Source organism: Microbispora hainanensis, assembly GCF_006874475.1.
In the GTDB taxonomy this organism is placed as follows: Bacteria; Actinomycetota; Actinomycetes; order Streptosporangiales; family Streptosporangiaceae; genus Microbispora; species Microbispora hainanensis.
In genome coordinates this window covers 126,095-152,465 of sequence record NZ_VIRM01000002.1, presented here as the reverse complement: position 1 = coordinate 152,465, position 26,371 = coordinate 126,095, and the positions used below count along the sequence as shown (strand labels likewise).

Annotated in this window: 25 protein-coding genes; 11 read left to right on the top strand and 14 right to left on the bottom strand. The window is 71.1% G+C overall.

Annotation, left to right across the window (positions count from 1 at the left end; all coding sequences use genetic code 11):
* Positions 1-107: 107 nt before the first annotated feature.
* The 3 genes from FLX08_RS02240 to FLX08_RS02230 form a co-directional block, all read right to left on the bottom strand.
* The gene (locus FLX08_RS02240) at positions 108-674 is read right to left on the bottom strand and encodes a hypothetical protein (protein WP_142616490.1); all 567 of its coding nucleotides are present in this window, start codon (positions 672-674) and stop codon (positions 108-110) included.
* Between the two features lie 6 nt (positions 675-680).
* Positions 681-1,409, bottom strand: coding sequence for a hypothetical protein (locus FLX08_RS02235; RefSeq protein WP_142616489.1), 729 nt, complete (start codon positions 1,407-1,409; stop codon positions 681-683).
* 119 nt (positions 1,410-1,528) lie between these two features.
* Positions 1,529-2,938, bottom strand: coding sequence for a PE-PGRS family protein (locus FLX08_RS02230; protein WP_142616488.1), 1,410 nt, complete (start codon positions 2,936-2,938; stop codon positions 1,529-1,531).
* A 55-nt stretch (positions 2,939-2,993) separates the two neighbouring features.
* Here FLX08_RS02230 and FLX08_RS02225 point away from each other — a divergent pair, with 55 nt between their 5' ends.
* Both FLX08_RS02225 and FLX08_RS02220 read left to right on the top strand, forming a co-directional pair.
* Positions 2,994-3,248 (top strand): hypothetical protein, encoded by a 255-nt coding sequence (locus FLX08_RS02225; RefSeq protein ID WP_142616487.1) that lies wholly within the window; start codon positions 2,994-2,996, stop codon positions 3,246-3,248.
* A 75-nt stretch (positions 3,249-3,323) separates the two neighbouring features.
* Positions 3,324-4,016 (top strand): hypothetical protein, encoded by a 693-nt coding sequence (locus FLX08_RS02220; RefSeq protein WP_142616486.1) that lies wholly within the window; start codon positions 3,324-3,326, stop codon positions 4,014-4,016.
* Positions 4,017-4,062: 46 nt separating this feature from the next.
* On the opposite strand, the gene FLX08_RS02215 is transcribed toward FLX08_RS02220, so the two are convergent.
* The 5 genes from FLX08_RS02215 to purN all read right to left on the bottom strand — a co-directional run bounded on the left by FLX08_RS02215 (position 4,063) and on the right by purN (position 9,339).
* Positions 4,063-5,880 (bottom strand): phosphatidylglycerol lysyltransferase domain-containing protein, encoded by a 1,818-nt coding sequence (locus tag FLX08_RS02215; RefSeq protein WP_208761223.1) that lies wholly within the window; start codon positions 5,878-5,880, stop codon positions 4,063-4,065.
* A 99-nt stretch (positions 5,881-5,979) separates the two neighbouring features.
* Positions 5,980-6,825 (bottom strand): bifunctional methylenetetrahydrofolate dehydrogenase/methenyltetrahydrofolate cyclohydrolase, encoded by an 846-nt coding sequence (locus FLX08_RS02210; protein WP_142616484.1) that lies wholly within the window; start codon positions 6,823-6,825, stop codon positions 5,980-5,982.
* Between the two features lie 25 nt (positions 6,826-6,850).
* Positions 6,851-7,018, bottom strand: a complete 168-nt coding sequence (locus FLX08_RS40340) for a hypothetical protein (RefSeq protein WP_167530245.1) — start codon at positions 7,016-7,018, stop codon at positions 6,851-6,853.
* A 126-nt stretch (positions 7,019-7,144) separates the two neighbouring features.
* Positions 7,145-8,686 (bottom strand): bifunctional phosphoribosylaminoimidazolecarboxamide formyltransferase/IMP cyclohydrolase, encoded by a 1,542-nt coding sequence (gene purH / locus FLX08_RS02205; RefSeq protein ID WP_142616483.1) that lies wholly within the window; start codon positions 8,684-8,686, stop codon positions 7,145-7,147.
* Positions 8,683-9,339, bottom strand: coding sequence for a phosphoribosylglycinamide formyltransferase (gene purN, locus FLX08_RS02200; protein ID WP_142616482.1), 657 nt, complete (start codon positions 9,337-9,339; stop codon positions 8,683-8,685). The genes purH and purN overlap by 4 nt, the downstream gene beginning before the upstream one ends.
* 167 nt (positions 9,340-9,506) lie before the next feature.
* Here purN and FLX08_RS02195 point away from each other — a divergent pair, with 167 nt between their 5' ends.
* From FLX08_RS02195 to FLX08_RS02185, 3 genes are all read left to right on the top strand, one after another.
* Positions 9,507-9,911: a hypothetical protein gene (locus FLX08_RS02195; RefSeq protein ID WP_142616481.1), complete on the top strand. Its 405-nt coding sequence runs from the start codon at positions 9,507-9,509 to the stop codon at positions 9,909-9,911.
* A gap of 196 nt (positions 9,912-10,107) precedes the next feature.
* A complete protein-coding gene (locus FLX08_RS02190; protein ID WP_142616480.1) occupies positions 10,108-11,178 on the top strand; it encodes an MDR family NADP-dependent oxidoreductase in 1,071 nt (356 codons plus the stop codon).
* An 18-nt stretch (positions 11,179-11,196) separates the two neighbouring features.
* Positions 11,197-11,661 (top strand): MerR family transcriptional regulator, encoded by a 465-nt coding sequence (locus tag FLX08_RS02185; protein ID WP_142616479.1) that lies wholly within the window; start codon positions 11,197-11,199, stop codon positions 11,659-11,661.
* Here FLX08_RS02185 and FLX08_RS02180 read toward each other — a convergent pair.
* From FLX08_RS02180 to icmB, 4 genes are all read right to left on the bottom strand, one after another.
* Positions 11,640-13,301, bottom strand: a complete 1,662-nt coding sequence (locus FLX08_RS02180; protein ID WP_142616478.1) for a cell division protein PerM — start codon at positions 13,299-13,301, stop codon at positions 11,640-11,642. The genes FLX08_RS02185 and FLX08_RS02180 overlap by 22 nt on opposite strands.
* Before the next feature lie 178 nt (positions 13,302-13,479).
* A complete protein-coding gene (gene sucD / locus FLX08_RS02175; RefSeq protein WP_142616477.1) occupies positions 13,480-14,355 on the bottom strand; it encodes a succinate--CoA ligase subunit alpha in 876 nt (291 codons plus the stop codon).
* Positions 14,355-15,536, bottom strand: a complete 1,182-nt coding sequence (sucC, locus tag FLX08_RS02170) for an ADP-forming succinate--CoA ligase subunit beta (protein WP_142616476.1) — start codon at positions 15,534-15,536, stop codon at positions 14,355-14,357. Before sucC ends, sucD begins: the two co-directional genes overlap by 1 nt.
* Before the next feature lie 157 nt (positions 15,537-15,693).
* On the bottom strand, positions 15,694-16,095 hold the full coding sequence (gene icmB, locus FLX08_RS02165; protein ID WP_142616475.1) for a coenzyme B12-dependent isobutyryl CoA mutase small subunit: 402 nt from the start codon (positions 16,093-16,095) through the stop codon (positions 15,694-15,696).
* Positions 16,096-16,375: 280 nt separating this feature from the next.
* Between icmB and FLX08_RS02160 the strand changes: the two genes are divergently transcribed.
* Together FLX08_RS02160 and FLX08_RS02155 are read left to right on the top strand one after the other, a co-directional pair.
* The gene (locus FLX08_RS02160) at positions 16,376-17,269 is read left to right on the top strand and encodes a hypothetical protein (protein WP_142616474.1); all 894 of its coding nucleotides are present in this window, start codon (positions 16,376-16,378) and stop codon (positions 17,267-17,269) included.
* Positions 17,270-17,573: 304 nt separating this feature from the next.
* Complete coding sequence (locus FLX08_RS02155; protein WP_244312235.1) at positions 17,574-19,610, top strand: glycoside hydrolase family 71 protein; 2,037 nt, start codon at positions 17,574-17,576, stop codon at positions 19,608-19,610.
* Between the two features lie 128 nt (positions 19,611-19,738).
* Here FLX08_RS02155 and pcrA read toward each other — a convergent pair whose 3' ends face one another.
* Positions 19,739-22,048, bottom strand: a complete 2,310-nt coding sequence (gene pcrA / locus FLX08_RS02150) for a DNA helicase PcrA (RefSeq protein WP_142616473.1) — start codon at positions 22,046-22,048, stop codon at positions 19,739-19,741.
* A 66-nt stretch (positions 22,049-22,114) separates the two neighbouring features.
* Here pcrA and FLX08_RS02145 point away from each other — a divergent pair, with 66 nt between their 5' ends.
* The 4 genes from FLX08_RS02145 to FLX08_RS42835 all read left to right on the top strand — a co-directional run bounded on the left by FLX08_RS02145 (position 22,115) and on the right by FLX08_RS42835 (position 25,645).
* Positions 22,115-22,834, top strand: a complete 720-nt coding sequence (locus FLX08_RS02145; protein ID WP_208761236.1) for a PIG-L deacetylase family protein — start codon at positions 22,115-22,117, stop codon at positions 22,832-22,834.
* Positions 22,835-23,138: 304 nt separating this feature from the next.
* Positions 23,139-23,627, top strand: coding sequence for a hypothetical protein (locus FLX08_RS02140; RefSeq protein ID WP_142616472.1), 489 nt, complete (start codon positions 23,139-23,141; stop codon positions 23,625-23,627).
* Between the two features lie 9 nt (positions 23,628-23,636).
* Positions 23,637-24,797, top strand: a complete 1,161-nt coding sequence (locus FLX08_RS02135; protein WP_142616471.1) for a sensor histidine kinase — start codon at positions 23,637-23,639, stop codon at positions 24,795-24,797.
* A complete protein-coding gene (locus FLX08_RS42835) occupies positions 24,794-25,645 on the top strand; it encodes a response regulator transcription factor (RefSeq protein WP_142616470.1) in 852 nt (283 codons plus the stop codon). Before FLX08_RS02135 ends, FLX08_RS42835 begins: the two co-directional genes overlap by 4 nt.
* Here the strand turns inward: FLX08_RS42835 and FLX08_RS02125 are convergent.
* The gene (locus FLX08_RS02125; protein WP_244312219.1) at positions 25,609-26,364 is read right to left on the bottom strand and encodes a CPBP family glutamic-type intramembrane protease; all 756 of its coding nucleotides are present in this window, start codon (positions 26,362-26,364) and stop codon (positions 25,609-25,611) included. The genes FLX08_RS42835 and FLX08_RS02125 overlap by 37 nt on opposite strands.
* Positions 26,365-26,371 lie beyond the last annotated feature (7 nt).

The following is a 26,371-nucleotide window of genomic DNA, read 5'->3' as shown; positions in this document are numbered from 1 at the left end:
TCGACAGCCGGCAGGCGACCCTCCAGCCGATGCGGGGAATGCCACGCCCGGCGATGAGGTCGCGTATCCGAAGAGGGGCAACGCACGCTTCCCGCCGCACGCAGGCGTCACCACTTGCCTTTCGAGCTGTTCAGAAACGACATGACCCCGGAGACGATCGCTCCGCCGATAGTCAACACAACCCTGTCGGCGCCTTGCATGATGAGGGCCAGCGCGAGATCGGTGGCGTCGGCGTCCGGCAGGACGACCATGGTCATCTCCACGCCGGCAGGAGTGTCACCCTTCCGCACCACTGGACCGCGTTCGCTGTCACGCAGTTCCTCATGCCCCGTTGGGCCGAACAGGTAGGTGTAGTGGCGATCCCCCAGCACGATGCTGATGCCCCTGTCCTCCATACGCAGAGCACGCCGATTCCGGAAGAGACGAGCGGCGACTCCACCCACCGTCACCTGCGTATGCTCATCGACGGCGACGTATCCGGAGGCGCCGAACAAGTTAGAGATCTCCGCATATGGCAACCCATCCCCAACGAGCGTGGCCTCTCGATCGTTGGTGATTTTGAGAGAGACCTCCCCGTATGGACCCGCCGTGCCGACCAGGTGCAGAAAGATGTCTTTCCGTTCACGACGGCGTTCAGGCACTCGCTCGACAAGATCAAAAGAGAAACCGGACATCGCACCTCACCGTCCTGCAGGAGCGGGCAGTTGATCGAGGCTGGGGAGGAGCTCGGTGATCAGCTCCCAGACGCGCGGCGTCTCGGTGAACACCAACCGGAGCTCGCTGTCCGGCGTCACCGTCCCCGGCATGATCGGCTCCGCGGGACGTTCCCGCAGCCAGTAGCCCAGGGGACCGCAGTCGAGCACGGTGATCCCGCGGATATCGGTACCCCTGCCCTCGCGGTTGTTCCACGCAGCGGTCATCCGCCAGTTGCCGTTGAGCTGAAGCAGCAGGTGGGTCAAGACCATCAGTTCGGGGTCGGCGAGCGCACCCTCGGCGGCGAGCGCCGCGCGCAACCGCTCGACAGTCTCCTCCACGTCGTCGATGTCCGCTTCGGCGAGCGCCACGAAGCCGGCGTCCATGACGCCGACCGTCGTGGTGATGCTCGTGGCCGCCGGTGGCTTGGCGTCCCTGTCGCGCAGACCCACCGCTCGCGCGAGTGACCACACGAGGGTGCTGAGATCGGTGCGGACATACTCGGACTCCGGTTCGCCGGGCCACCCCTCGTACACGTAACAGGCGTCATTGCCGATGACCGCACCGTGGTTCGTGACGCCCTGGGCTCCGGTGATCTCGATCTGGACGAGCACGATCGGTTCGGCCAGGGCATTCGTCAGGTCGGCGAGCTCGGGGACGACGGCGTCACCGTTATTGATCAAGCCGACGGCCCGCAACTCATTCCGAGCAGTCACCAGGCCAGCCGTAACCGCCCTCCCCTCGTAAAGACAGCCCAGGACCCCCAAATGGTCTGGGCTGAACCGGAAGCGGCCACGCGCGCTGTCGAAGGACGGCATCAATCAGTCTCCCTGTGCTAGTCGAACGGATTGAGGGTGCTGAAGACTTTTCCGGCCCCCTCGCCGATCGCCTGGCCTACTTTCTTCGCACCGGCCTCAATATCGTCCCAGTGTTCGACGACCTTCGCGCCGACGTAAACAGCGCCCGTGACGACGGTAGCGCCGACGGTGAAGGGATTGGGGCAGACCATCGCAGCAGTAAGAGAAGCGTTGAAACCTACCTCGGCGATATCCGCGACATAGCCGGCGCCGTTGCGCTTGAACGCGTCGATCGGGTTGCCCTGCGAGACGACGTTCGCCGCGCTGTAGCCGGTGGAGGCGACGCCGCCCACAATGCCCAGCGACCGGAGGGCGCCGGCGGTCTGGGCCACCGCTCCAAGCCGGGTGAGGGCAGTGGGCTCGACCTTCAAGATTGCGGCGGCGGCCTCCATCTTCTTCGGGTCCGCGGTCGCCGACCAGACCTTGAGCAGGTTCGCCTCTCCGGAAACTTGCACCCTCACACCGGCATGTGTTTTGCCGCCCAGCAACTCGGCAAGCCGGTTGTCACCGAAGGCGCGATTGAGAAGGTTGTTCACCCGGGCCCCGGCGAGCGCCCTGCCCGTCCCCACGACCTTTCCCGTGGCCTTCAGCTCGAGGTCATGAGGCAGCATGGCCACGTAGTCACGGTAGAGCTTGCTCTTCATGAACAGCCTGCGGGTGAGGCCGACGAGGCTGTGGCCCGGTGCCATGACAGTCTGCGCAGACAGCGTCACTTTCCTGCCCTCAATGACGCTTTTCAGCCATGGTGTCGCTTTGACCAGGCTGCCTTGCAGTGCGCCGCCCTTGGCCTTGGCCAGCAGTGGGTTGACGGTCGGCGCCAGGACGTGGTTGTGGAACAGCACGCGGCTGAGGGATACGGCCTGGGTGGTGACGATCGGAGCGGTGGCGGTGACCCCTTTGACATCGCCAACGATCTTGAGGATGTTGGCGACCGTCGCCTCGTGCGGTTCGAGGGCCGGGATGGCGTGCGCGACGGCGGCGGCCTTCAACCGCGTCAGGTAGTCGTCCAGCGACTCACCGGGCTTGCGATGGAAATCCGAATTTCCAGTTTTGTTCGCCCAGTCCGCGACCGAGTTGACGGAGATGAGAGTCGCCGGGTCGATCTTGTTGCCATTCGCAACGATTTCCAGCGGCGGAAAACCTGCCCACACGAGCCCGGCGAACGGGTCGCCGGTCTGCAGCCGCCCGATTGCGGCCCGCTGCCTCAGGTCCTTGGCCGTGTCGCTCCCCCAGCCGGGCATTTCCCGAAGCGGTGCGACGATTTGGGATGCCTGTAATGGCCAGGCGCGCTTGAAAACCTCATCCGCTGACCTGTTCAGGTCGTCCATAAGGCCGGCCAAGCGTTCGAGCTCTTCAGGCCTGAAGCTCCGCGTCACGCCTTCCCCCATGCGGCCGGAGCCTACCTGTAACTTATCCTCGAATAAAGCGCTGAGAGGAGAAAACGTGCCACCTCCGCCCGAAGTGCAAGAACTCGAGAACAGGGCCGCCAAACTTCGGGAATTGGCCAATGACGTGGAGAAACTGGTCGACGGAGTGAACGGCATGGCGGCCACCATGGAGTGGTCGGGTCCGCTGACCGACCGGATACGGGGCCAGATCGGCACCTGGAAGACGCGCTGCCGCACCGTGGCGGCCCGGCTTCTCGACGAGGCCGATCGGTTGGATCGCGAGGCCCGTGACCTGGCGATCAAGAACTGACGGGGGACGTGCTGAACAAAAGCGGCGAGTGTTCCGTCGAAACGGAATGTCGGCCGATCGGCAAGGGAGCGTGCGATGCGCAGGGTTATGACGTCAGCGGTGGCGGCAGCCGTGGTGACCGTGACGGCTACGGCACTGGGCGCGGGTCAGGCCGTGGCGTCACAAGCGTCACTGGCGGCACAGGCGGCACAGGCGGCACGCGCGACGGCTGGGGTGGCGAGCGCGGCCCAGGGCACGGCGAAGCTGCCCAAGGGGTTCCTGCTGAACGAGGCCAAGATGAACGGCCCGCGCAGGCCGTGGGAGCACCTGAAGCTCAGCAACAGCCTGAAGAAGCCCCTTGAGGTGAACCCGTGCGGCCGCAGGACCGCCGGCGACGGCCGCAGCGCGAGCCGTACGTTCACCTATCTGGCCGAGACCGTCTACCGCAGCGAGCAGGTCGTGCTCTACCCCTCGGAGCGGGCCGCGAAGGCGGCGATGCGTTCCGTACGCGCCGACCTGGCCAAATGCGGCTCGGGAGGCCGCGGCCACGAACGCTACTCATACCGCTGGAAGAGCACCGGCATCGGCGACGAGGCCCTCCGGATCGGCGGCTTCTTCTTCGAGAACCGATCCCGCTCGGTCGTCGTCCGCCAGGGCAGCGCGATCGCGGTCTACGTCAGGACCGGCCTGGTGACCAAGAGCCTCCCTGTCTCCCGGTTCCGCCCGCTGATCAAGGACGCCCGCACGATGGCCGCCAAGCTCTGCCGCCTCCCCGGCGTCTGCGGGTAGGCCCGGTGGCGGTGCACCCACCGGCTTCCCGCGTGGACGAGTGTGATCAGGCTGTTCTGCGGGTCTCCGGGCCGCTGTCGCCGCCGACGACAGCGCCGGGGAGGAGGCGGGGAACGGGAGCCGGTCGGCGGCGGCGGAGCAGGCCGCCCGCCCAGCGGAGTCCCGGAGGTGTGAGGAACGCCTCCGCCCGGAGCGCGGCGACGCCGATGCGCGGCAGGTCGCGGGCGGCGGGATAGAGCAGGAAACGCGGCTCCCACGCGGGCCGGAACTTGGCGTTGAAGCGATACAGCGACTCGATCTGGAACCAGCGGGACAGGAAGACGAGGACGCCGCGCCAGGCACGCAGCACCGGCCCCGCCCCCAGCCGCTCCCCCCGGGCCAGCGCGGAGCGGAACATCGCGAAGTTCAGCGACACCCTGGTCACGCCGAAGTCCGGCGCGGCCTGCAGGGCCCGCACGATCAGCAGCTCGTTGAGCCCGGGGTCGGCCTCGCGGTCGCGCCGCATGAGGTCGAGGGAGATGCCGTCGGCGCCCCACGGCACGAAGTGCAGGACGGCCTGGACGTCCCCGCCCGGCGTCTCCTCGCCCTCGGGCGTGGCCCGGTGGGCGGTGACCACCAGGCAGCCGGCGTCGGCGGGGTCGCCGAACCGGCCGAGCGCCATCGAGAAGCCCCGCTCGGTCTCGGTGCCACGCCACCGGTCGGCCAGGCCGGCGATGTGCTCGCGCTCCGCCTCGCTCAGGTCTCCCGTCCGCCGCACCCGGCAGGTGTAGCCGAGACGTTCCACCCGCCTGACCATCTGCCGTACGTTGCGCAGGGCCCGGCCTTCCAGGGTGAAGCCGGCCACGTCCACGATCGCCTCGTCGCCGATCTCCAGTGCGTCGAGACCGCCTTCCCTGGCCCACACCTCGCCGCCGGTCTCGCCGCAGCCGATGACGGCCGGGACCCACGCGTGCCGGCCGGCCTCCTCCAGGAACCGCCTGATCGCCCCGGGCCACGCCTCCGGGTCGCCGATCGGGTCGCCGCCGGCCAGCATCACCCCGGCGACGACGCGGTAGGCCACGGCGGCCTTGCCGCTGGGCGAGAAGATCACGCTCTTATCCCGGCGGAGCGCGAAGTATCCGAGCGAGTCCTGCCGGCCATAGCGGTCGAGCAGGGCCCGCAGCCGCCGCTCGTCGTCCTCGTCCAGCGCGGCGACCGGCCGTTCCGGCCGGAGGGCGAGGTAGATCGTGGTGACGGCGGTGAGCGCGCCGAGACCGGCGAGCGAGAAGTAGACCAGGTCGCCGGTGCGCTCCGACGTGAACACGACCGGCCCCTCCAGGCCGGCCAGGCCGAGCACGACGTGCCGCATCTGGTCGCCGAAGCCGGGGTGGCCCGCGACCGCATGGTGGTGCGCGGCGACGAGGATCCACCCGATCACGACGTCGAACGCGCCGAGCACCAGCAGGTGCCCCAGCGCGCGCCAGCGCGAACGCGGGTCGGAGAGGGCGTAGAACTCCCCTTTGCCGACCAGCAGCACCACCCACAGGAGCAGCGACACCGACGCGGCGACCGGATGCCGGTGCAGCCCTTCGAGCACGGCGTCCACCGGGAGCAGCACCACGACGGCCCGCCAGGCCCGCGCCTTACGCCGTCTGAGGGCGTGGGCGAGCATGATCAGCAGGATTCCGACCAGGAGCGACGCCGCCTCGGCGAGCGTCGTGACGCTGCCGGGCAGGACGCTCGCGATCTCGCCGATCCGGCTCGCGCGCAGGCCCGGCACCAGGCCCCTGACGATGTCCAGGATGCCGATCAGCAGCGCGGCCCAGGCCGCCAGCCCCGGGACCCGAGACCGCAGCTTATGCCTGCTCCGCGTCCGACTGCTCACACACAGTGACGATAAGTCATGATTTGTCGGGTCAGCGGCCGCAAGCCCGATTCTTGGATCGGGCTTGACGCGGACCGGCCCCGTGATCAGCCTGGCGGATCAGGCGCGCTCGGCGGCCTCGACGACGTTGGCCAGCAGCATGGCCCGGGTCATCGGCCCCACCCCGCCGGGGTTGGGGGCGACGAAGCCCGCGACCTCACGCACGTCGGGAGCCACGTCACCGGTGAGCTTGCCGTCGACCCGGGAGACGCCCACGTCGAGCACGGCCGCGCCGGGCCTGACCATGTCGGCGGTGATGAGGTGGGGCACTCCGGCCGCGGCGACCACGATGTCCGCCCGGCGCACGTGGGACGCCAGGTCCTGGGTGCCGGTGTGGCACAACGTGACGGTGGCGTTCTCCGTACGGCGGGTGAGCAGCAGGCCCAGCGGACGGCCCACGGTGATGCCCCGGCCGACCACGACGACCTCGGCGCCCTTGAGCGGCACGCCGTACTCCTGGAGGAGGACCACGATGCCGCGCGGGGTGCAGGGCAGCGGGGCGTCGACCATGTGGACGAGCCTGCCCAGGTTGACCGGGTGGAGGCCGTCGGCGTCCTTGGCCGGGTCCATGCGCTCGATGAGCGCCTGGGTGTCCAGGTGGCGCGGCAGCGGCAGCTGGATGATGTAGCCCGTGCAGGCCGGGTCGGCGTTCAGCTCGTCGACCGCCGCCTCCACGTCCGCCTGGGTGGCGCTTTCCGGCAGGTCCTTGCGGATGGAGGTGATGCCGACCTCGGCGCAGTCGCGGTGCTTGCCCGCGACGTAGATCTGGCTGCCCGGATCGTCTCCGACGAGGATCGTGCCCAGGCCGGGGGTGACACCCCGGTTCGCCAGGGCCTTCACCCGTTCCGCCAGTTCACCCTTGATCTTGGCGGCGGTCGCCTTGCCGTCCAGAAGCCGCGCGGTCATGGCACTTCCCGTCCTTCCAGGTGCGTTACCGTCCCCCCTCGCGCCGCTCGATGATCCGGCGGGTGAAGGGGATGAACTCCACGATCCGCCAGCCGAAGTAGGCGGCCAGCGCGGCGACGGGCAGCAGCGCGATCGGGCTGTTCCACACGCCGCTCATCGTCGCGAAGGAGCTCATGATCGTATCAAGGGGCATGGAGAGACTCCGTGGGGAGGATGGGGTGGGCGTTTCAGGCTAACCGCCCCAAAGGGGTGATCGTGCCGTTTTCACCCCATCCATCCCAACAGTCGCCTATCCATGCCGATAGGTCGGCCTTCTCGTTCAGTGGAAGAAGTGCCGCGTCCCGGTGAAGTAGAGCGTGATGCCCGCCTCCTTGGCCGCCTCGATGACCAGCTCGTCGCGGATCGAGCCGCCCGGCTCGACGATCGCCTTCACCCCGGCCTCCGTCAGCACCTGCAGGCCGTCGGGGAAGGGGAAGTACGCGTCGGAGGCGCCGACCGACCCGGCCGCGCGCTCGCCGGCCCGGGAGACCGCCAGCCGGGCCGAGTCGACCCGGTTGACCTGGCCCATGCCGACGCCGACGGTCGCACCGCCGGACGCGAGCAGGATCGCGTTGGACTTCACCGAACGGCAGGCCCGCCACGCGAAGGCCAGATCGGCCAGCACCTCGGGCGAGGCCGGCTCTCCGGTCTTCAGCTCCCACGTGGACGGGTCGTCGCCGGGCGCGTCCACCCGGTCGACCGTCTGCACGAGCAGGCCGCCGTCGATGCGGCGGAACTCCGCGGCGTTCGACGGGCCCTCGGGGCAGGCGAGCAGGCGGATGTTCTTCTTCTCCCTGAGCACGTCGAGCGCGTCCGCCGCGAACGACGGCGCGACCACCACCTCGGTGAAGATCGGCGCGATCTGCTCGGCCAGCTCGCGGGTCACCTGGCGGTTGACCGCGATGACCCCGCCGTACGCGGAGACCGGGTCGCACTCGTGCGCCTTGCGGTGCGCCTCGACGACGTCGGCGCCCACGGCGATGCCGCAGGGGTTGGCGTGCTTGATGATGGCCACGCACGGCTCGGCGAAGTCCCAGGCGGCCCGCCAGGCGGCGTCGGCGTCCACGTAGTTGTTGTAGGACATCTCCTTGCCGTGGAGCTGCTCGGCGTTGGCCAGGCCGCCCTTCTCGCCGGTGTAGAGGGCCGCTGCCTGGTGCGGGTTCTCGCCGTACCGCAGGGCGGTCTTGCGCTTCCACGCCGCGCCCATGAAGGACGGCCAGTCGCCCTCGGGGGCGTACACGTTGGCGAACCAGGACGCGACCGCGACGTCGTAGGCGGCGGTGTGCGCGTACGCCGTGGCGGCCAGCCTCCTGCGCTCGGTCAGCGTGAAGCCGCCCTCGGCGACCGCGGCGAGCACCTGCCCGTACGCCGCGGGGTCGACGACCACGGCCACAGTGCCGTGGTTCTTGGCGGCGGCGCGGATCATCGCGGGCCCGCCGATGTCGATCTGCTCGACGCACTCGGCGTCGGAGGCGCCGGAGGCGACCGTGGCGGCGAACGGATAGAGGTTCACCACCGCGAGCTGGAACGGCTCGATCTCCAGCTCCTCCAGCTGCTTGACGTGGGAGGGGTTGGCGCCGTCGGCGAGCAGCCCGGCGTGCACCCGCGGGTGGAGGGTCTTGACCCGTCCGTCCAGGCACTCGGGGAATCCGGTGAGCGACTCCACCTTGGTGACCGGCACGCCGTAGGAGGCGATCGCGGCGGCGGTGCCGCCGGTCGACACGATCTCCACGCCCGCGGCCTCAAGCCCCCGCGCCAGGTCTTCCAGACCCGTCTTGTCGTAAACGGTGATCAGCGCACGGCGGATGGCGATGCGGGTCACTTCGTGATCCTTCCTGGTGTCGGGCCGTCTGCGGCCTGTCCTGCGACTCGTCCCGTCCCCAGGCGCACGGTCCGCCCGGTCAGGGTCCAGCCTTCGCGGGCCATGCGGCCCACGGTCTCGACGAGAAGGCGCCGCTCGACGGTCTTGATGCGCTCGTGCAGCGACTCCTCGTCGTCCCCCTCCCGCACGGGCACCGCCTCCTGGGCGATCACCGGGCCCGTGTCCACGCCCGCGTCCACGAGGTGGACCGTGCACCCGGTGACGCGGACGCCGTACGCGAGGGCGTCGCGCACGGCGTGCGCACCGGGAAAGGCGGGCAGCAGCGCCGGATGGGTGTTGACGACCGGAAACGCGCCCAGCACACGAGGGCCGAGGATCTTCATGAAACCGGCGGAGACCACCAGGTCGGGCTTGTGCTCGGCGATGCGCCCGGCCAGACTCTCGTCCCACTCCTCCCGGGCCGGATGGTCGCCCACCCTGTCGACGAACGTGGGGACGCCGGCGCGCTCGGCCCGGGCCAGCCCCTCGATACCGGTTCGGTCGGCCCCGACGGCGACCACGGCCGCGCCGAACCCGTCGTCGGCCGCCGCGTCCAGCAGCGCTTGCAGGTTGGTCCCCGAACCCGAGACGAGGACGACAAGCCGGACGGACAGAGCGGAACTCCTTCGTGAGGTGCCTTCGTTTTGCAGGTGGTTGCCGGGAGATGGTTCCTTAGAGAGTGGTCGAGCGTGGAGGGCCGTCCCTCGACGCAGCTAAAGCGTATCGGGCGCCGGCCATCACGACTTACGACGGGTTATGCGGAACGCGAGGCGAGGAGACCGTGACAACACCCCTGCAGACGCCGACCCCTGCGACCGGAGGTCGCCGGGCGCTCGCGCTCGCCATCATGGCCCTGGTCTTCACGCTGATGCTGCCGGCCGCCGGGCTGGCGCTGTCGATATTCGCGATCGTCATCGCGATCCGTGACCTCCGCCTGCTCAGCCGCGAACGACGCGGGATCGGACTGGCGACCGGGGCCGTCGTGCTCTCGTCGCTCGCGTTCGTCCTGGGGATCGTGACCACGGGATTCCAGCTCTACTTCTCCGACGAGCTCAACGCCTACAACGAGTGCCGCAAGGGCGCGGGCACGGTGGCGGCCCAGCAGGACTGCTCCGAGCAGCTGATGCGGTCGTTCGAACGGAAGATGGGCGTGGCCTGGCCATCCGGAGTCCCGGCCCCCGCCTGACGGCACGACCACGGGCGAGCCGTGCGCGTCGTGGTCCCGGCTTCCGCCTGACGGCACCACAGCGGGCGAGCCGTACGCGGCGTCGCGTACGGCTCGCCGGTCTTGCCCTTGACGCGCGGGTCAGGGGTTAGCGTCGCGGGGCTCGTGCGGCCCTGGCCGTGCGAGCGGTCCCTTTCCCGACACCGTGGGAGTTCCCATGCCCCCGACTCTGCCCCGCGCCCTGCCCGGCACCCTGCCCGGCACCCTGCCCGGCACCGCGCCCCTGCCCGGCACCGCGCGGGAGATCCGGCTCGCCGACGTTCCGTCCGGTCTTCCCGGCCCCGAGCATCTGACCGTCGCCGAGGTCCCCCTGCCCGTGCCGGGGACCGGTGAGGTGCTGGTGCGCAACCGGTGGTTCCAGGTCTTCCCCTCGCTGCGCACACTCATCGCCGGAGGCGTGCCCGGCACGCCCTTCCCCGCCCTCCGCCCCGGAGACACGCTGTTCGGCCCGGCCGTCGGCGAGGTCGTCGCGGCCCCGCCGGACGGGGATCTACGGCCGGGCGACCTGATCCCGCATTTCCAGGGCTGGCGTGAGTACGCCGCGGTTCCCGCCGCCCCGCCGCTGGGCGACGCCCTGCCCGACCCGGCCGCGCACCTCGCGTCCGGCGCGACCGCGTACGCCGCCCTGACCCGGATCGCCCGCCTGCGCGCAGGCGAGACGGTGCTCGTCACCGGGGGTGCCGGAGGCGTCGGGTCGCTCGCCGGCCAGATCGCCCGGCTGCTGGGCGCGGGGCGCGTGATCGGCACCACCGGATCCCCGGCCAAGGCCGGGCGCATGACCGCCGAGCTCGGCTACGACGCGGTGGTGCTCCGCGACGGCGGCCCGATCGGCGGGCGGCTGGCCGAGGCCGCGCCCGACGGCGTCGACGTGGTCGTCGACACCGTCGGCGGCGAGCAGCTTCAGGCCGCGGTGGCCGCGGCGCGGCCGGGCGCCCGCCTCGTCGTGGTCGGCACCCTGGCCACCCAGCTCTCGCCCGCGTCCGGCGGCACGACGGCCCCGGTGGAGCTGGACGCCTTCCAGCTCATCGCCAGGAACATCACCGTCCGCGGCCTCACCGGCGTCGACGGCGAGGTCCACGCGGAGTGGACGGAGCGCTTCGGCGCCTGGCTGCGCGCGGGCGCCGTCACCTTCCCGCACACGCGGATCTCGGGCATCGAACGCGCGCCGCTGGCGTTGCGCGAGTTGTTCGAAGGACGGCACGTGGGGACGGTCGTCATCGAGATGTGACAACAGCCGGGAGGTCTCATGCGGATCGGCGACGCCGCGGCGGCGGCCGGGACCACGCCACGCGCCCTACGCCTGTACGAGCAGCGCGGCCTGCTCCTGCCGCCCCCGCGGACCTCGTCGGGCCAGCGGGAGTACGGCCCGAGGGACATCGCCCGCATCCGGCTCGTGCGGCAGCTGCTCGCTCTCGGCCTGACCATCGAGGACGTCGCCCGCTGCGCCGACCGCCTGCACCTGCTGGAGGGCGACACGCTCCCGCCGTACGGCAGCCCCGGCTGCTCCGGCACCGGCGACGGCAACGGCAACGGGAGCGGCGGCAGCAGCGGGGTCGTGCAACGCCGGATCGCCGCGCTGGACGCCGAGATCGCCCGCCTGACGGACCTGCGGAACCGGCTCGCCTCGGCCATCGCCGAGCCGGAGCGCACGGATCGGGCAGAGCGGGCGGATCAGACAGATCGGGCGGATCAGTCGCGGTCCCAGGCGTAGGGATCGACGTAGATGACGTGACCCCCGCGATCGTCGGTCTCGTCCACGATGTCCTTGCGCGGCGCAGGCGGGGGGCTCGGGTCGCGGCGCTTCGCGGCCGGCCTGCGCGGCTTCTCGGGGACCTCGGAGGCGGCCCCGGCCCGCCGCGCGTCCATGGCGTCGAAGGTCTCCGCCGCCGCCGCGGCGTGCTCGTCGGTCCAGTCGTCCCTGATGACCGGGATCGGCTGGGTGTCCGCCTCGGTGGCGTCCAGCCAGTGGCCCGGCAGGTGGGCGCCGCGCGCGGGCCGCACCCGCCCGGCCGCCTTGGCGATCACGGCGCCGGCCTTCCGCACCGGCTCGGGCGGCGTGGCGGGCCGCCGGGAGATCAGCCACCAGTTGGCGATGCCGGCCGAGATGCCGGCGGCCACGCCGACCTCCAGCGTGACCGACAGCGCCACCTCCCAGGGTGACGGCCCCACCGCGGCCAGGCCCGCCCCGCCGAGCGGGCCGCCCGACAGCGCGGCGAGCGTTCCCGCGACGAGCCCGGAGGTGATCCCGCAGACGAACCCCCACAGCGGCGCGGCCTCGATCGAGGGGGTCGGCGCGACGCGGGCCGTCACCACGCCGGCGACCGCCCCGGCCGCGAACGGCACCGCGATCACGCCCATGACCCAGGTGGGCGCGGCGCCGGACGACGGCAGGGCGCCCAGCAGCGGCAGCATGGGCACCGCGCTCAGCTTGACCCCGGTGGGCGCGACCAGCGTCCCGGCGCCCACCGCGAACCCGGGCCCGGAGATGTAGGCCATGCCCCAGATGACGGCGTTGAAGAAGTAGAGGACCTCCAGGAGCAGGAGCAGCAGGCCGCCGACCACTCCGGGGCTGAGCACCTCCGACATCTGCTGGATCCGGGCGAAGTTGACCACCACGGCCGCGAGCACCAGCACGGCCCCGGCCACGAGCATCAGCGCGGTCGCGACGGCCGTGCCGGCCACGAGCGAGCGCGGCCGCTCGGGCAGCAGGCGCAGCATCGACCGCCACGGCCCGATCGTGCGGGCGGTGGCCACCGAGCCGGTGACGAAGGCCAGGAGCAGGTGGCTGACCAGCGCCTCTCCGAGGAACGGCTCCATGATCTCGTTGCCGGAGACGAGGGCGATCACCCCGGCGAGCAGCGCGTACGGCGCGGCCAGCGAGATGCCGGCCTGGGCGATGAGCGCGAGCTGGGCGCGACGCCGGGCGTTCTCGAGGTCGCGCGGCGTGCCCTTGGGCAGCCGGGCGGGCATCCGCACCCGCAGGTCGGCGTCGCGCGCCATCCACAGGCCGGCCCGATAGAGCAGCACCCCCGGCAGGATCATCAGGCCGATGGGCAGCAGGCCCACCCGGCCGCCGGGGATCGCGAAACCGGCGTGGTGGGCGGCGAGCCAGAGCTGGCAGGCCGTACGGAAGACGCCGGGCAGGCCCTCGCCGAACGGCCCGCGGGGCGCGGCCATCCAGCCGATGAGGGTGAGCGTGGTGAGCACGGCCAGGCCGACGCCGAGCGTCCCGACCGCGGCCAGCATGCCCGAGACGGGGAGCGGCCGGCGGGTCTCCTCGTCGTCCCCGGCCCCCATGCGGCCGAGCACGGCGCGGGGAGCGGTCCTGAATTGATCGAGAAGACCCGTCACGTTACCGCATCATCCCAGCCCGGCGGCCTTGCTCCACGTCGCCACGCCGGGGAGTACGCAATCCCGGACGCATCGGCACGCGCTCCGGCCGCGCCCCCCGGAAACGACCGCGACCTTGCGCTCACACCACCGCGGCGGTGGGAGCGCAAGGTCGCGGACGACAGCCGGATGTACGCGATCAGCGGCTGGACATGATCTCGCGCATGAGGCGGGCGGTCTCACTCGGCGTACGGCCGACGCGGACGCCGACCTTCTCCAGGGCCTCCTTCTTGGCCTGGGCGGTGCCGGCGGAGCCGGACACGATCGCGCCCGCGTGGCCCATGGTCTTGCCCTCGGGCGCGGTGAACCCGGCGACGTAGGCGACGACCGGCTTGGTCACGTGCTCGTTGATGTAGGCAGCCGCGCGCTCCTCGGCGTCGCCGCCGATCTCGCCGATCATCACGATCGCGTCGGTCTCCGGGTCGTCCTGGAACGCCTGGAGGGCGTCGATGTGCGTCGTGCCGATGACCGGGTCGCCGCCGATGCCGACACAGGTGGAGAAGCCGATGTCGCGCAGCTCGTACATGAGCTGGTAGGTCAGCGTGCCCGACTTCGAGACCAGGCCGACGCGGCCCTTGGTGGTGATGTCGGCCGGGATGATGCCGGCGTTCGACGCGCCGGGCGAGGCGATGCCGGGGCAGTTCGGGCCGATGATGCGGGTCTTGTTGCCCTTGGAGACGGCGTACGCCCAGAACTCGGTGGTGTCGTGGACCGGCACGCCCTCGGTGATGACCACGCACAGCGGGATCTCGGCGTCGATGGCCTCGCGGACCGCGGCCTTGGTGTGGGCCGGGGGCACGAAGACGACCGACACGTCGGCGCCCGTCTGCTCCATGGCCTCCTTGACCGTGCCGAAGACCGGCAGGCCCTCGTGCGTGACGCCGGCCTTGCGGGCGTTCACGCCGCCCACGACCTTGACGCCGGCGGCGAGCATGCGGCGGGTGTGCTTGGTGCCCTCACCACCGGTCATGCCCTGAACGATGATCTTGCTGTTCTCGGTGAGCCAGATAGCCATTACGCACCTACCGCAGCGAGCTCGGCGGCGCGCTTGGCCGCTTCGTCCATCGTGTCGACCAGCTCGACCCGCGGAAGCGCGGCGTCGGCCAGGATCTGCCGCCCCAGGGCGGCGTTGTTGCCGTCCAGGCGGACGACCAGCGGGTGGGTCACTTCCTCGCCCCGGCTCTGCAGGAGCTGGAAGGCCGAGACGATGCCGTTGGCGACGGCGTCGCAGGCGGTGATGCCGCCGAAGACGTTCACGAAGACCGACTTCACCGACGGGTCGGACAGGATGATCTCCAGGCCGTTCGCCATGACCTCGGCCGAGGCGCCGCCGCCGATGTCGAGGAAGTTGGCCGGCTTGGGCTGGCCGGGGAACTCCTCACCCGCGTACGCCACGACGTCGAGCGTGGACATGACCAGGCCCGCGCCGTTGCCGATGATGCCGACGTTGCCGTCGAGCTTGACGTAGTTGAGGTGCTTCTCCTTGGCCCGGGCCTCCAGCGGGTCCTCCGCGGCCTTGTCGACGTACGCCGCGTGCTCCGGCTGGCGGAAGTTCGCGTTGTCGTCGAGGGTGACCTTGCCGTCGAGCGCCTTCACCTGGCCGTCGGCCGACAGGATCATCGGGTTGACCTCGACGAGCGTGGCGTCCTCGTCGACGAAGACCGCCCAGAGCTTCTCGATCAGCTCGGCGGCGCCGTCCAGCGCCTGCTGCGGCAGGCCGCCCGCCACCGCGATCTCGCGGGCCCTGGCGCGGTCGACGCCCGTCAGCGGGCTGACCGGCACCTTCGCCACCTTCTCCGGCGCGGTGTGCGCGACCTCCTCGATGTCCATGCCGCCCGAGGCGGAGCAGATGGCGAGGAAGGTGCGGTTGGCGCGGTCGAGCAGGAAGGAGAAGTAGTACTCCTCCGCGATCTGGCTGGCCTCCTCGATCAGAACCTTGTGGACCGTGTGGCCCTTGATGTCCATGCCGAGGATCTGCGTCGCCTTCGCGTGGGCGTCGGCGGCGTCGTCGGCCACCTTCACGCCGCCGGCCTTGCCGCGCCCACCGGTCTTGACCTGGGCCTTGACGACAACGCGTCCGGTGAGCTGCTCGGCAGCCGCCCGCGCCTCCTCCGGCGTGTGCGCGACGATTCCGCGCGGCACCGGGATGCCGTACTCCGCGAAGAGCTCCTTCGCCTGATGTTCGAACAGGTCCACGAGGGTCCGTCCCTTTTGATGTCCGAGGCCGGGCGCCGTCGTCCCGCCCGGCGTTTCCGCGCATGAAGCCTAGTCCCCGTACGAGCGTGGCCGCGTCGTCGGGTCCCGCCGGAGCCTTGCCAACAACTCTGGAGTACGGCAAGGTTGGGCAAAATGCCTAAACGGTGGCTGGAACCGCCGAACGGACCCATTCCACGATCTCCTGCGTGGTGGAGCCGGGCGTGAAAATCCGGGCGACTCCCATCTTCGTGAGTTCGGGGATGTCCGCCTCGGGAATGATGCCGCCGCCGAACACCACGATGTCCTCGGCGCCCTCTTCCCGCAGGACCTCGAAGAGCCGGGCGAACAGCGTCATGTGGGCGCCGGACAGGATCGACAGCCCGATCGCCGCCGCGTCCTCCTGGATCGCCGTACGGACGATCTGCTCCGGCGTCTGGTGCAGCCCCGTGTAGATGACTTCCATGCCCGCGTCGCGCAGCGCCCGCGCCACCACCTTGACGCCGCGATCGTGCCCGTCGAGCCCCGGCTTCGCGATGACGACCCGAATCCTGCCTGCCATGAAGACCTCCCGCAGATGGTGCTCGCTGCCCGAAGCGTAACCGCCACCCGAGGCATGACCCCGGAACGCCCCCACAGGTCGGCTATCCACATGATCCATGCGCGCGTTCGGCGGGAACCCGCCCACCTTTTCCCGGTGGAAAGGCAACCAGCCGCGTATCTCATCACAAATTGAAAAACTCACAGGAAATGTTGATTTTCGTGACACTCTCGTGATCACGAGCCGCAATGATTTCCCAGCTGCCCTCCTGATCTTGAGGGCACCTACGGGAGGAATCACTTTGAAGCGAGCATTCATGGCGCTGGCGTGCGCCGCGACGGCCGCGCTCGTGGCGCCCGCCGTCGCCGCCCCCGCGCAGGCTCAGACCTCTACCCAGGCGCAGGCCCCCGCCGCCGACCCTGTGGCGGCACTACGCAAGCAGTTCGTCTCCGGCCACGGCGTACGGTTCGTCTCCACGGGCAAGCTGAGCCTCGCAGGCGTCACCGCCATCAAATACACCTCGAACGGCAGCTACGCCTTCGGCCGGTCCGGCGTCGTCGCCTCGGACAGCACGCAGAAGTCCAAATACAGCGAGCTGCTGAAGGACGAGGACGAGGACCTGAAGGACGCGGAGAAGCCTCTCCGCATGATCGTCATCGGCTCGACCGGCTACTTCTCCGGCGGGGTCTACACGAGCCTGCTCCCCGAGGGCAAGACCTGGCTGCGGCTCCCCGGTCTGCGGCCGAACTCCTCGGCGAGCCCGCTGAACCCCCTCGACTGGCACAACCTCAAGGCGGTCCTCGCGACCACCAAGGCCAAGGGTCCCGGCGGCAGGGTCAACGGCGCGAAGACCACGCTCTATCGCGGCACCATCACACTGGGCCAGCTCATGAAGACCAACCCGGGCGTCAAGGACAGCCTCGCCGCCATCGGGTCCAACCCCGCCAAGAACGTGGTGTCCTGGAAGCTGTGGATCGGCTCCGACCAGCTCGTCCGCCGCGCCTCGGCCAGCGTCGACCTGAAGATGAAGTCCGAAGGCGAGTCTTTCACCTTCAACCTGTCCACCGACAGCACGTACGCCGGCTGGGGCAGGAAGGTCACGGTCAAGGCGCCGCCGAAGAGCAAGGTCGCCAAGCTGTCCGACCTCGACGGTGACGTGCCGGAGACGTCGGGCACCGTAATCCTGCCCAACTGAACGACGGGCGGCTGATCAGGCACTGAACCGCGCGGCCGAGCCCCCCGCACGGCGCTCAACAGAGGCGGCCGGTCTCCGGGTGATCGTCACCCGGGGCCGGCCGCTTCATTCGTTCCGGCCGGGCGCACACCGCTTCGGCCGCCCGCGCGTGGCCCGAGCGCGGCCTGGGCCACACGTGCTTGGCGGGCGGCGACGCACCCGGGATCGGGTGCGGTTTCAGGCGCGCCGAAATTGTCATCGTTCCAAGTCAGGCGACTTCGGCGAAGATCGTGCACACCGATTGATCGTGTCCCAATCTGGGCTGATGACCATGCAGTCCCAACGCCCGTCCCCGAGAACCGGGGCTCGTAGGAGATTCCTGCCGTCGCTGGCGATGGTCGCCGCACTTGGGGCGACCGTGCTCGCGACCGCACCCGCGTCCGCGACCGGCACCGCGCTCACCGGCTCGGCCACGGCGACGGCCGCCACCACCACCGCCATGGCCGGGGCCGTCTCCACCGGCGAGGTGAGCGTCGCCGCCACCGACGACGTCTTCGTCAGCGAGGCCGAGCCCACCAAGAACTTCGGCACCGAGGTCTGGATGAGCGTGTGCGGCAGCGCCTGCGGCAGCTCGGCCACCGGAGAGCGCGTCGCCCTCCTCCGGTTCACCGTCAGCGGGCTCCCGGCGGGCGCCACGATCGTCACGGCGAGCCTCGGGGTGACCTCGGCGCGGACGACGGACACCACCATCTCGGTGCGCCCGGTGACAGGCGCCTGGACGGAGACCGGCACCACCTGGAACAACCGGCCGGCCATGGGCGCAATCATCGGCTCGCACACCGGGTTCGCCGCGGGCGGGACCGCCACGCTGGACGTCTCCTCGGTGGTCAAGGGCAACGGCACCTACGCCTTCGCGCTGACCGGCACCTCGGCGACCACGACGGTCCTGCACTCCTCACGGGCGGGCACGGCCGTGGCGCCCACCTTGACGGTCGGCTACACCGAGGGCACGGCGGGGCCGCTGCCGTTCACCATCCCCACGACGTCTCAGCTCCGGGCGTCGGGCAAGAAGGTGTTCGCCCACTACTTCACGCCCTATCCGGTCTCCCTCGACAACAAGGCCCCGGCCGAGGACTACTACACGAGGAACTACCTGAATCCGGACGGCGAAAGCGGCAAGCACTCCGCGTACGGCGGGCTGCTGCGCGACCGGCCCCTCGGGCGCGACCCGCTCACCGGCGACTGGGCGCTGGCCGACTTCGCGACAGAGGTGAGGCAGGCCATCGCGGCCGGGCTGGACGGGTTCACCGTCGACATCCTGTCGCTGACGGGCACCCACTGGACCCGGATCCAGAAGCTCATCCAGGCCGCCGAGTCCGTCGACCCCGGCTTCAAAATCGTGCTCATGCCCGACATGAACGGCCTCGCCTCGGCCGACAGCGCGGCACTGGCGGACGCCGTGGCGACGCTGGCGGCCTCGACGTCGGTCTACCGGCTCGGCGACAACCGGCTGGTCGTCGCGCCCTTCAAGGCGGAGGGGCGTACGGCCGCCTGGTGGGCGGACTGGATGACGACCATGGAGACCCGGCACGGCATCAAGGTGGCTCTCGTCCCCTGCTTCCTCGACTTCAACAAGTATCGCGACGCCTTCAGCTCGATCAGCTACGGCTTCGCCAACTGGGGCGGGCGCAGCCCTGCGGCCAACAGCGCTTTGACGACCAACATCGACCGCGCGCACGGCATGGGCAAGATCTGGATGCAGCCGGTGTCCGTCCAGGACGAGCGGCCCAACCAGGGCATCTACGACGAGGCCGCCAACACCGAGAACCTCCGGGCCACCTGGCAGGGCGCGATCGACGGCAAGGCCGACTGGGTGCAGCTCGTCACCTGGAACGACTATTCGGAGAACACCCAGTTCGCCCCGTCGAGGAACGCCGGATGGACCTACCTCGACATCAGCGCCTACTACCTGACCTGCTACAAGCTCGGCTGCCCCGCGGTCACGAAGGACGTGGCGTACCTGACGCACCGGGTGCACCCGGTCGCGGCCATCCCCTCCTATGGCGAGACGAAGCTCATGAAGCTCCGCTCGGGCAGCACGCAGGCGCGGGACACGGTCGAGGTGCTGACCATGCTGACCGGGGCCGCCAAGGTCACCGTGGACGTCGGCGGCACCCGGCAGACCTACGACGCGCCCGCCGGGGTCTACGCCAAGACGGTCCCGCTGAAGGCGGGCACCGCCTCGGCCTCGGTCTCCCGGGCCTCCACGGTCGTGGCCACGGCGACGTCTCCCTTCACCATCACCACGACGCCGTACGTGCAGGACCTGCACTACCGCGCGGCATCGAGCGGCCGCCCCTGACAACGGGCGTCAGCCACCCGGAGCCCCTGACACGGAGTCACAGGTAGGCCCGCGCCCCACGGCCGGTCCGCGCGACCCCGCCGTGGGGCGAGGGCTCCGGGCTCCGAGCTCCGGGCTCCGGGCTCCGGTCAGAGCTTGTCGATCGGGGCGTAGGCGAGCAGCAGGGTCTTCTCGCCCTCGCTGCCGAAGTCGATCTTCACTCGCGTCTTCTCGGCCTGCCCGTCCACCGCCACCACGGTGCCGAGCCCGAACGTGTCGTGGGTGACCCGGTCGCCGGGCGACAGGTTCGGGATCTGCCGGCCACCGGTCTTCGGGGCGGGAGCCGTACGGGCGGCCGGGCGCGAGGTCGCGGCGGACCAGGCGGTCTTGCCCGGGTCGCCGCGCCACTCGATCAGGTCGCCCGGCACCTCGGACAGGAAGCGCGAGGCGGGGTTGAACGACGGCGCGCCCCACGCCGAGCGGACCGCCGCCCTGGACAGGTAGAGCCGCTGCTTCGCCCGGGTGATGCCGACGTACGCCAGCCTGCGCTCCTCCTCCAGCTCCTTCGGGTCGCTCAGCGAGCGCATGTGCGGGAAGACGCCGTCTTCCATGCCGGTGAGGAACACCACGGGGAACTCCAGGCCCTTCGCGGTGTGCAGGGTCATCAGCGTGACCACCCCGCCGTGGTCGTCGGGGGCGCGCTCCCCCGGCGGGACGACCCCTCCGGGCCCTCCGGGGATCTGGTCGGCGTCGGCGACCAGCGAGACCTGCTCCAGGAAGTCGACGAGCGTGCCATCCGGATTGGCCTCCTCGAACTCGGCGGCCACCGCGATCAGCTCGTTGAGGTTCTCCAGCCGGCTCTCGTCCTGCGGGTCGCCCGAGGTCTCCAGCTCCGTCCGGTAGCCGGTGGCGCGCAGCACCTCCTCCGCCAGGTCCGACAGCGGAAGCTCCTTGGCGCGCAGCTCGTCGAGCATCGCGACGAACTCGCGGATCGCGTTCAGCGAGCGAGTAGCCACCCCCGGCGCCTCGTCGGCCCGGCGGAGCGCCTCCCAGAAGCCGATGCGCTCCCGGTTGGCGAATGCCTCGATCATCGCCTCGGCACGGTCGCCGATGCCGCGCTTGGGCACGTTGAGGATGCGCCGCAGCGACACCATGTCGTCGGGGTTGGCCAGGACCCGCAGGTAGGCGAGCAGGTCCTTGACCTCCTTGCGCTCGTAGAACCGCACCCCGCCCACGACCTTGTACGGCAGGCCCGTGCGGATGAAGATCTCCTCGAACACCCGGGAGGCGGCGTTCGTGCGATAGAAGATCGCCACGTCGCCCGGGGAGACGCCGTGGTCGTCGCAGAGCCGGTCGACCTCCTGCGCGACGAACATGGCCTCGTCGTGCTCGTTGTCGGCCGCATAACCGATGATCTTAGGACCGGCTCCCTGGTCGGACCACAGGTTCTTCGGCTTGCGGCCCTCATTGCGGGAGATGACCGCGTTGGCGGCGTTCAGGATCGTCTGCGTGGAGCGGTAGTTCTGCTCCAGCAGGATCGTCCGCGCGTCCGGATAGTCGCGCTCGAACTCCAGGATGTTGCGGATCGTCGCGCCGCGGAAGGCGTAGATCGACTGGTCGGCGTCGCCGACGACCACCAGCTCGGAGGGCTCGACGCCCTCGCGCACCACGTCGCCGTCGGCGGTGCGCACCTCGGGCCGCCCGACCAGCTCGCGGATCAGCATGTATTGCGCGTGGTTGGTGTCCTGATACTCGTCGACCATCACGTGCCGGAACCGCCGCCGGTAGTGCTCGGCCACGTCGGGGAAGAGCTGGAGCAGCGTGACCGTCAGCATGATCAGGTCGTCGAAGTCCATCGCGCCGGCCTCGGTGAGCCGCCGCTGGTAGGTGCGGTAGGCCTCGGCGAGCGTCCGCTCCAGATGCGTCGAGGCCCGGTCGGCCGCCGTCTCGTAGTCGATCAGCTCGTTCTTGAAGTTGCTGACCTGGGCCGAGAAGGACCGCGGCGGGTAACGCTTGGGGTCGAGGTCGAGCTCGCGGCACACCATCGCCATGAGCCGCTGCGCGTCGGCCTGGTCGTAGATCGAGAAGCTGGAGGAGAAGCCCAGCCGCTTCGCCTCGCGCCGCAGGATCCGTACGCAGGCGCTGTGGAACGTCATGACCCACATCGCCCTCGACCGCGGCCCGATGAGCTTGTCGACCCGCTCCTTCATCTCGCGGGCGGCCTTGTTGGTGAAGGTGATCGCGAGGATCTCCCCCGGCTGGACGTCACGCTCCGCCAGCAGGTAGGCGATGCGATGCGTCAGCACCCTGGTCTTTCCGGAGCCGGCCCCGGCGACGATCAGCAGCGGGCTGCCCTGGTGGATGACGGCGTCCCGCTGCTGCGGGTTGAGGCCGTCGAGCAATGGATGAGTGGCGGCTCGGGTGGACACTCTCCTTAGGTTATGACCGCGCACCGACATCCGGAGCCCACTCGCCCGGCAAGTCACGTTTAAGGTGATGTGCCGGACCATGAGGAGGGGCTGCTCGTGCTGGACGAGGCGGATATCAAGAAGGTGCTGATGGTCGTCGCTCACCCCGACGACATCGACTTCGGCGCGGCGGGGACGGTCGCCCGGCTGACCGAGGCGGGGGCCGAGGTGGTGTACTGCCTGGTGACGGACGGCGACGCGGGCGGGTTCGACCGTGCGGTGGACAGCGGCGGCATGGCGGCCCTGCGCCGGTCGGAGCAGACGGCCGCGGCCAAGTGCGTGGGCGTGAGCGACCTGCGCTTCCTCGGCTACCAGGACGGCGCGGTCGAGCAGACGCTCGGCCTGCGGCGGGACATCGCCCGGGTGATCCGCCAGGTGCGGCCCGACCTGGTCATCACCTCGACCCCCGAGCGCAACTACCTGCGGATCAGCCCGAGCCACCCCGACCACCGCGCGGTCGGCGGCGCCACCCTCGACGCCGTCTACCCCGACGCCCGCAACCCCTACGCCTTCCCCGAACTGCTCGCCGACGAGGGCCTCGAGGCCTGGACCGTCCGCGAAGTGTGGCTCACCGGGGGCATGACCCCCGACCACTACGTCGACGTCACCCTGACCGTGGATCGCAAGGTCGCCGCGCTGCGCGCACACGAGAGCCAGACCTCGCACATCCCCGACCTGGACGGCATGATCAGGGGCATGCTCTCCGGTCACGCCGCCGCCGCGGGCCTCCCCGAGGGCTCGTACGCGGAGGCGTTCCAGCGGGTGGTCACCGCCTGAGCCGCACCGAGCCGGGCCCGACAAGCCGGCCCGAGCGCGGTCCGGCCCGAGCGCGGGCCGGCCCGAGCCGGACGAAGCCGAGCGGGTTGAGCCGAGCGGGTTGAGCCGAGGCTGAGCCCCGCTGAGCGCTCCGAGCCGGGGGCCGAGCGGGCCGACCGGGGCGGGCCGGGCTCAGCGGGTTGAGCCGGGCGGACGCGTTCTCCACCCCAGGGTGGAGGGCAGCCGGGCTCCACCCTGTTTTCCACCCCCGCACTCCACCCGCGCGCCGATCCGGTGCGCGCCCGGCATCCCTACTTTCGTGGGCATGGAAACCACGCAGATCATCCTCATCGCCCTCGCCGTCGTCGCCATCGTGATCTACCGGCAGATGAGGCCGAAGCCCGTCGCCAGGCCGCTGGGGGTGATCATCCCCGTCGTGATGGTCCTGATCGGTGTCAGCGGCGGCGGGCTCGTCGACGCTCGTCACACGTCGCTGAGCGTCGCCGTGCTCGTCGTGGAACTCCTCGTGGCCGCCGGTCTCGGCGTGCTGCGGGCCATGACGACACGCGTGTGGCGCGACCAGCAGGGCGTGGCGTGGTCGCAGGGCGGCGTCCCGACCCTCGTCGCCTGGGTGGGCTCCATCGCCGTCCGGGTCGCGATGATGGCCCTGACCTCCTTCCTGGGCATCGCCTCGTCGCAGAACTCCATCCTCCTGTTCATCGGAGTGACCCTCGGTGTCCAGTTCCTCGTCGTCGCCCGGCGGGCGAACGCCCTCCCCGGCGCGGCCGTACCCGGTGCCCAGACCGCCCGCTAACGTCGGGACGTGCCCACTCGTGACGGATATGTCCAGGCCGCTTGGGAATCCAGCCGCAGGAACGCGATCGCCGGCGCGTTCCTGCGGCTGGCCGTGATCGCCCTGCTGGTCGGCGGGCAGGCGACCAGCCCGCCGGGATTCGGCCTGACGGGCGACCGGCTCGCCATCACCGCGCTGACCGCCGCGATCGCCGTCACGCTGACCCTCATGGTCGTCATCCGGCTGCGGCCGATCCTGCCGGTGCGGTGGAACGCCGGTCCGGCGGAGGCCGTCCTCATCGCGCTCACCCTCGTGGCGAGCATCGCCCTCGACATGGTCTCCGACAGCAGCCCGGCCGTCGCCGTGCTCATGTTCTCCGTCGGGGCCGCCGCCGTACGGCACCCGCTGAAGTGGTCGCTGCCCATCCTGCTGCTGGCTCTGGCGGGCCTGGGATCGAGCGCCCTGGGACTGCTGCCGCCACCGATCACCCCCGAGGCGCAGGACCGCGACCTCGGCCTGTGCGTCTCGGTCTTCGTGGTCTTCGCGGTCGCCTACGCCATCAAACAGCGCAGGGCCGCGACCGCCGCGCAGGCGGGCGAGGCCGTGCTGGCCGAACGCGCCCGGATCGCCAGGGAGATCCACGACATCCTCGCGCACTCTCTGTCGGCGCAGATCGTGCATCTGGAGGGCGCCCGGCTGCTGCTGCGCGCCGACCGGTCGCAGGAGGCCCTCGACCGGGTGGAACGCGCTCGCGAGCTGGCCAAGAAGGGCCTCGACGAGGCGCGAAGCGCCGTGGCCGCGCTCCGCGACGACGCCCAGCCGCTGCCCACCGCGCTGGACGCACTCGCCGAGGAGTTCCGCGACGCGACCGGCAGGCCGTGCGATGTCGTCGTCCGCGGGCACGAACGCCGCCTGCCGCCCGAGACCGAGCTGGCGATGATCCGCACCGCCCAGGAGGCCGTCACCAACGTGCGGCGGCACGCTCCGGGCTCCCCCGCCACCGTACGGCTGAGCTTCGGCGACCGGACGTGCGAGCTGGAGGTCGTCAACCCCCCGAGTGAGAAACCGGGGACACCAGGAGGAGGATATGGACTCGTGGGCATGCGCGAACGCGCCGAGCTCCTGGGCGGCACCCTGGAGGCCGGCGAGACCGAGGACGGTTTCCGGGTCAGGCTGCGGGTGCCGGCATGACCGCCCGCGTGCTCGTGGTCGACGACCAGGCCGTGGTGCGCGACGGGCTCGTCCTGCTGCTCGGCCTGCTGCCGGACATCGAGGTCGTGGGGTCGGCGTCCGACGGCGAGGCCGCGCTCCGCCTGGTCGCGGACGAACGGCCCGACGTGGTGCTGATGGACCTCCGCATGCCCCGCGTGGACGGGGTCGAGGCGACCCGGAGGATCCGCGCCCGGTTCCCGGACACGCAGGTCGTCGTGCTCACGACCTACACCGACGACGAGTCGGTCTTCGCCGCGCTGCGCGCCGGGGCGCGCGGCTTCCTCACCAAGAGCGCCGACGCCGAGGAGATCGCCCGCGCCGTGACCACGGTGATGAACGGCGACGCGCAACTCGATCCCGGTGTGCAGCGCCGCCTGCTGAACACCGTCACCGGCGGCGGCACCGATACGAACGGCGGCAACGGCACCAGGACCGGCACCGGCACCGGCACCGGGACCGACGCCGCGCGGCCCGCCGAGACGACCGGCCCCGCCGCCGCACCGGAGCACCGGTCACGGTTCGCATCGCGCCACACGCGCGAGGCCCGGCACGCGGACCGGACGCCCGCAGCCCGTACAACCACGGATGCCGGGACGGCGCGAACCCCCGTGGCGCCGCCCGACGGGCTGACTCCGCGCGAGGCGGAGGTCCTGCGGCTCATCGCGCGCGGCCTGTCGAACGCCGAGATCGCCGCCACCCTGTTCATCGGCGAGGCCACGGTCAAGACGCACATCAACAACCTCTTCGCCAAGGTCCGGGTGCGCGACCGGGCCCAGGCGGTGGCGTACGCCTACCGGACCGGCCTGGCCGATCCCCGCGAGGGCTGATCGAGGCGGCGGGCCACCCGGGCGGCGGCGTAGCCGAGGGAGTTCGTCGCCAGGTGGAGCAGCGCGGGCGCGAGCAGCCCGGCGCGGTGCCGCAGGCCGTGGAACACGAGCCCGGCGACCGCGGTGGAGGCCACCGTCCCCGCCACCAGCCGTCCCGTCTCCGCGAGCCGTCCCGCCTTCGTCTGGGGAGCGGCCTCGTCCGGCGTCTCCCCGGCGGCCAGCCGGCCGAGGGCGGGGTTGGCCCCCGCCATGTCGACGGCGGGCAACACGTGCCACAGTCCGAACAGCGCGGCCGAGGCGGCGACGGCCGCGCGGGGCGGGAGCGAGCGGCCGAGCAGGGCGGGCAGCGCGCCGCGGAAGCCCACCTCCTCCAGCAGCACGGTCCCGAAGGGCACCTGCACCAGGGCCTCCTCCAGCACCCGGCGGCGCGACAGCGCGAGCGCGCGCTCGTCGTGGAAGAGCGGGCGGGTGCGGGGGTGGGCGACGCCCGCCGCGTAGACGGCCGCGACGCCGGCGGCGAGCGCGCCCCCGGTCACGGCCCCGGCGTGGGCGTGGCGGAAGCCCAGCTCCCGCCAGGTGATCCCCTCCCTGCGGGCGATCAGCACCAGTGCGCCGGTCGCGACCGACGAGGTCAGGGGCGCCCACCGCCGGGCGACCCGGTTGTTGAGCACGTTCGCCGCGGCGAGCACCCCGAGACCTGCCGCCAGCGCCGGCCTCACCCGTCTT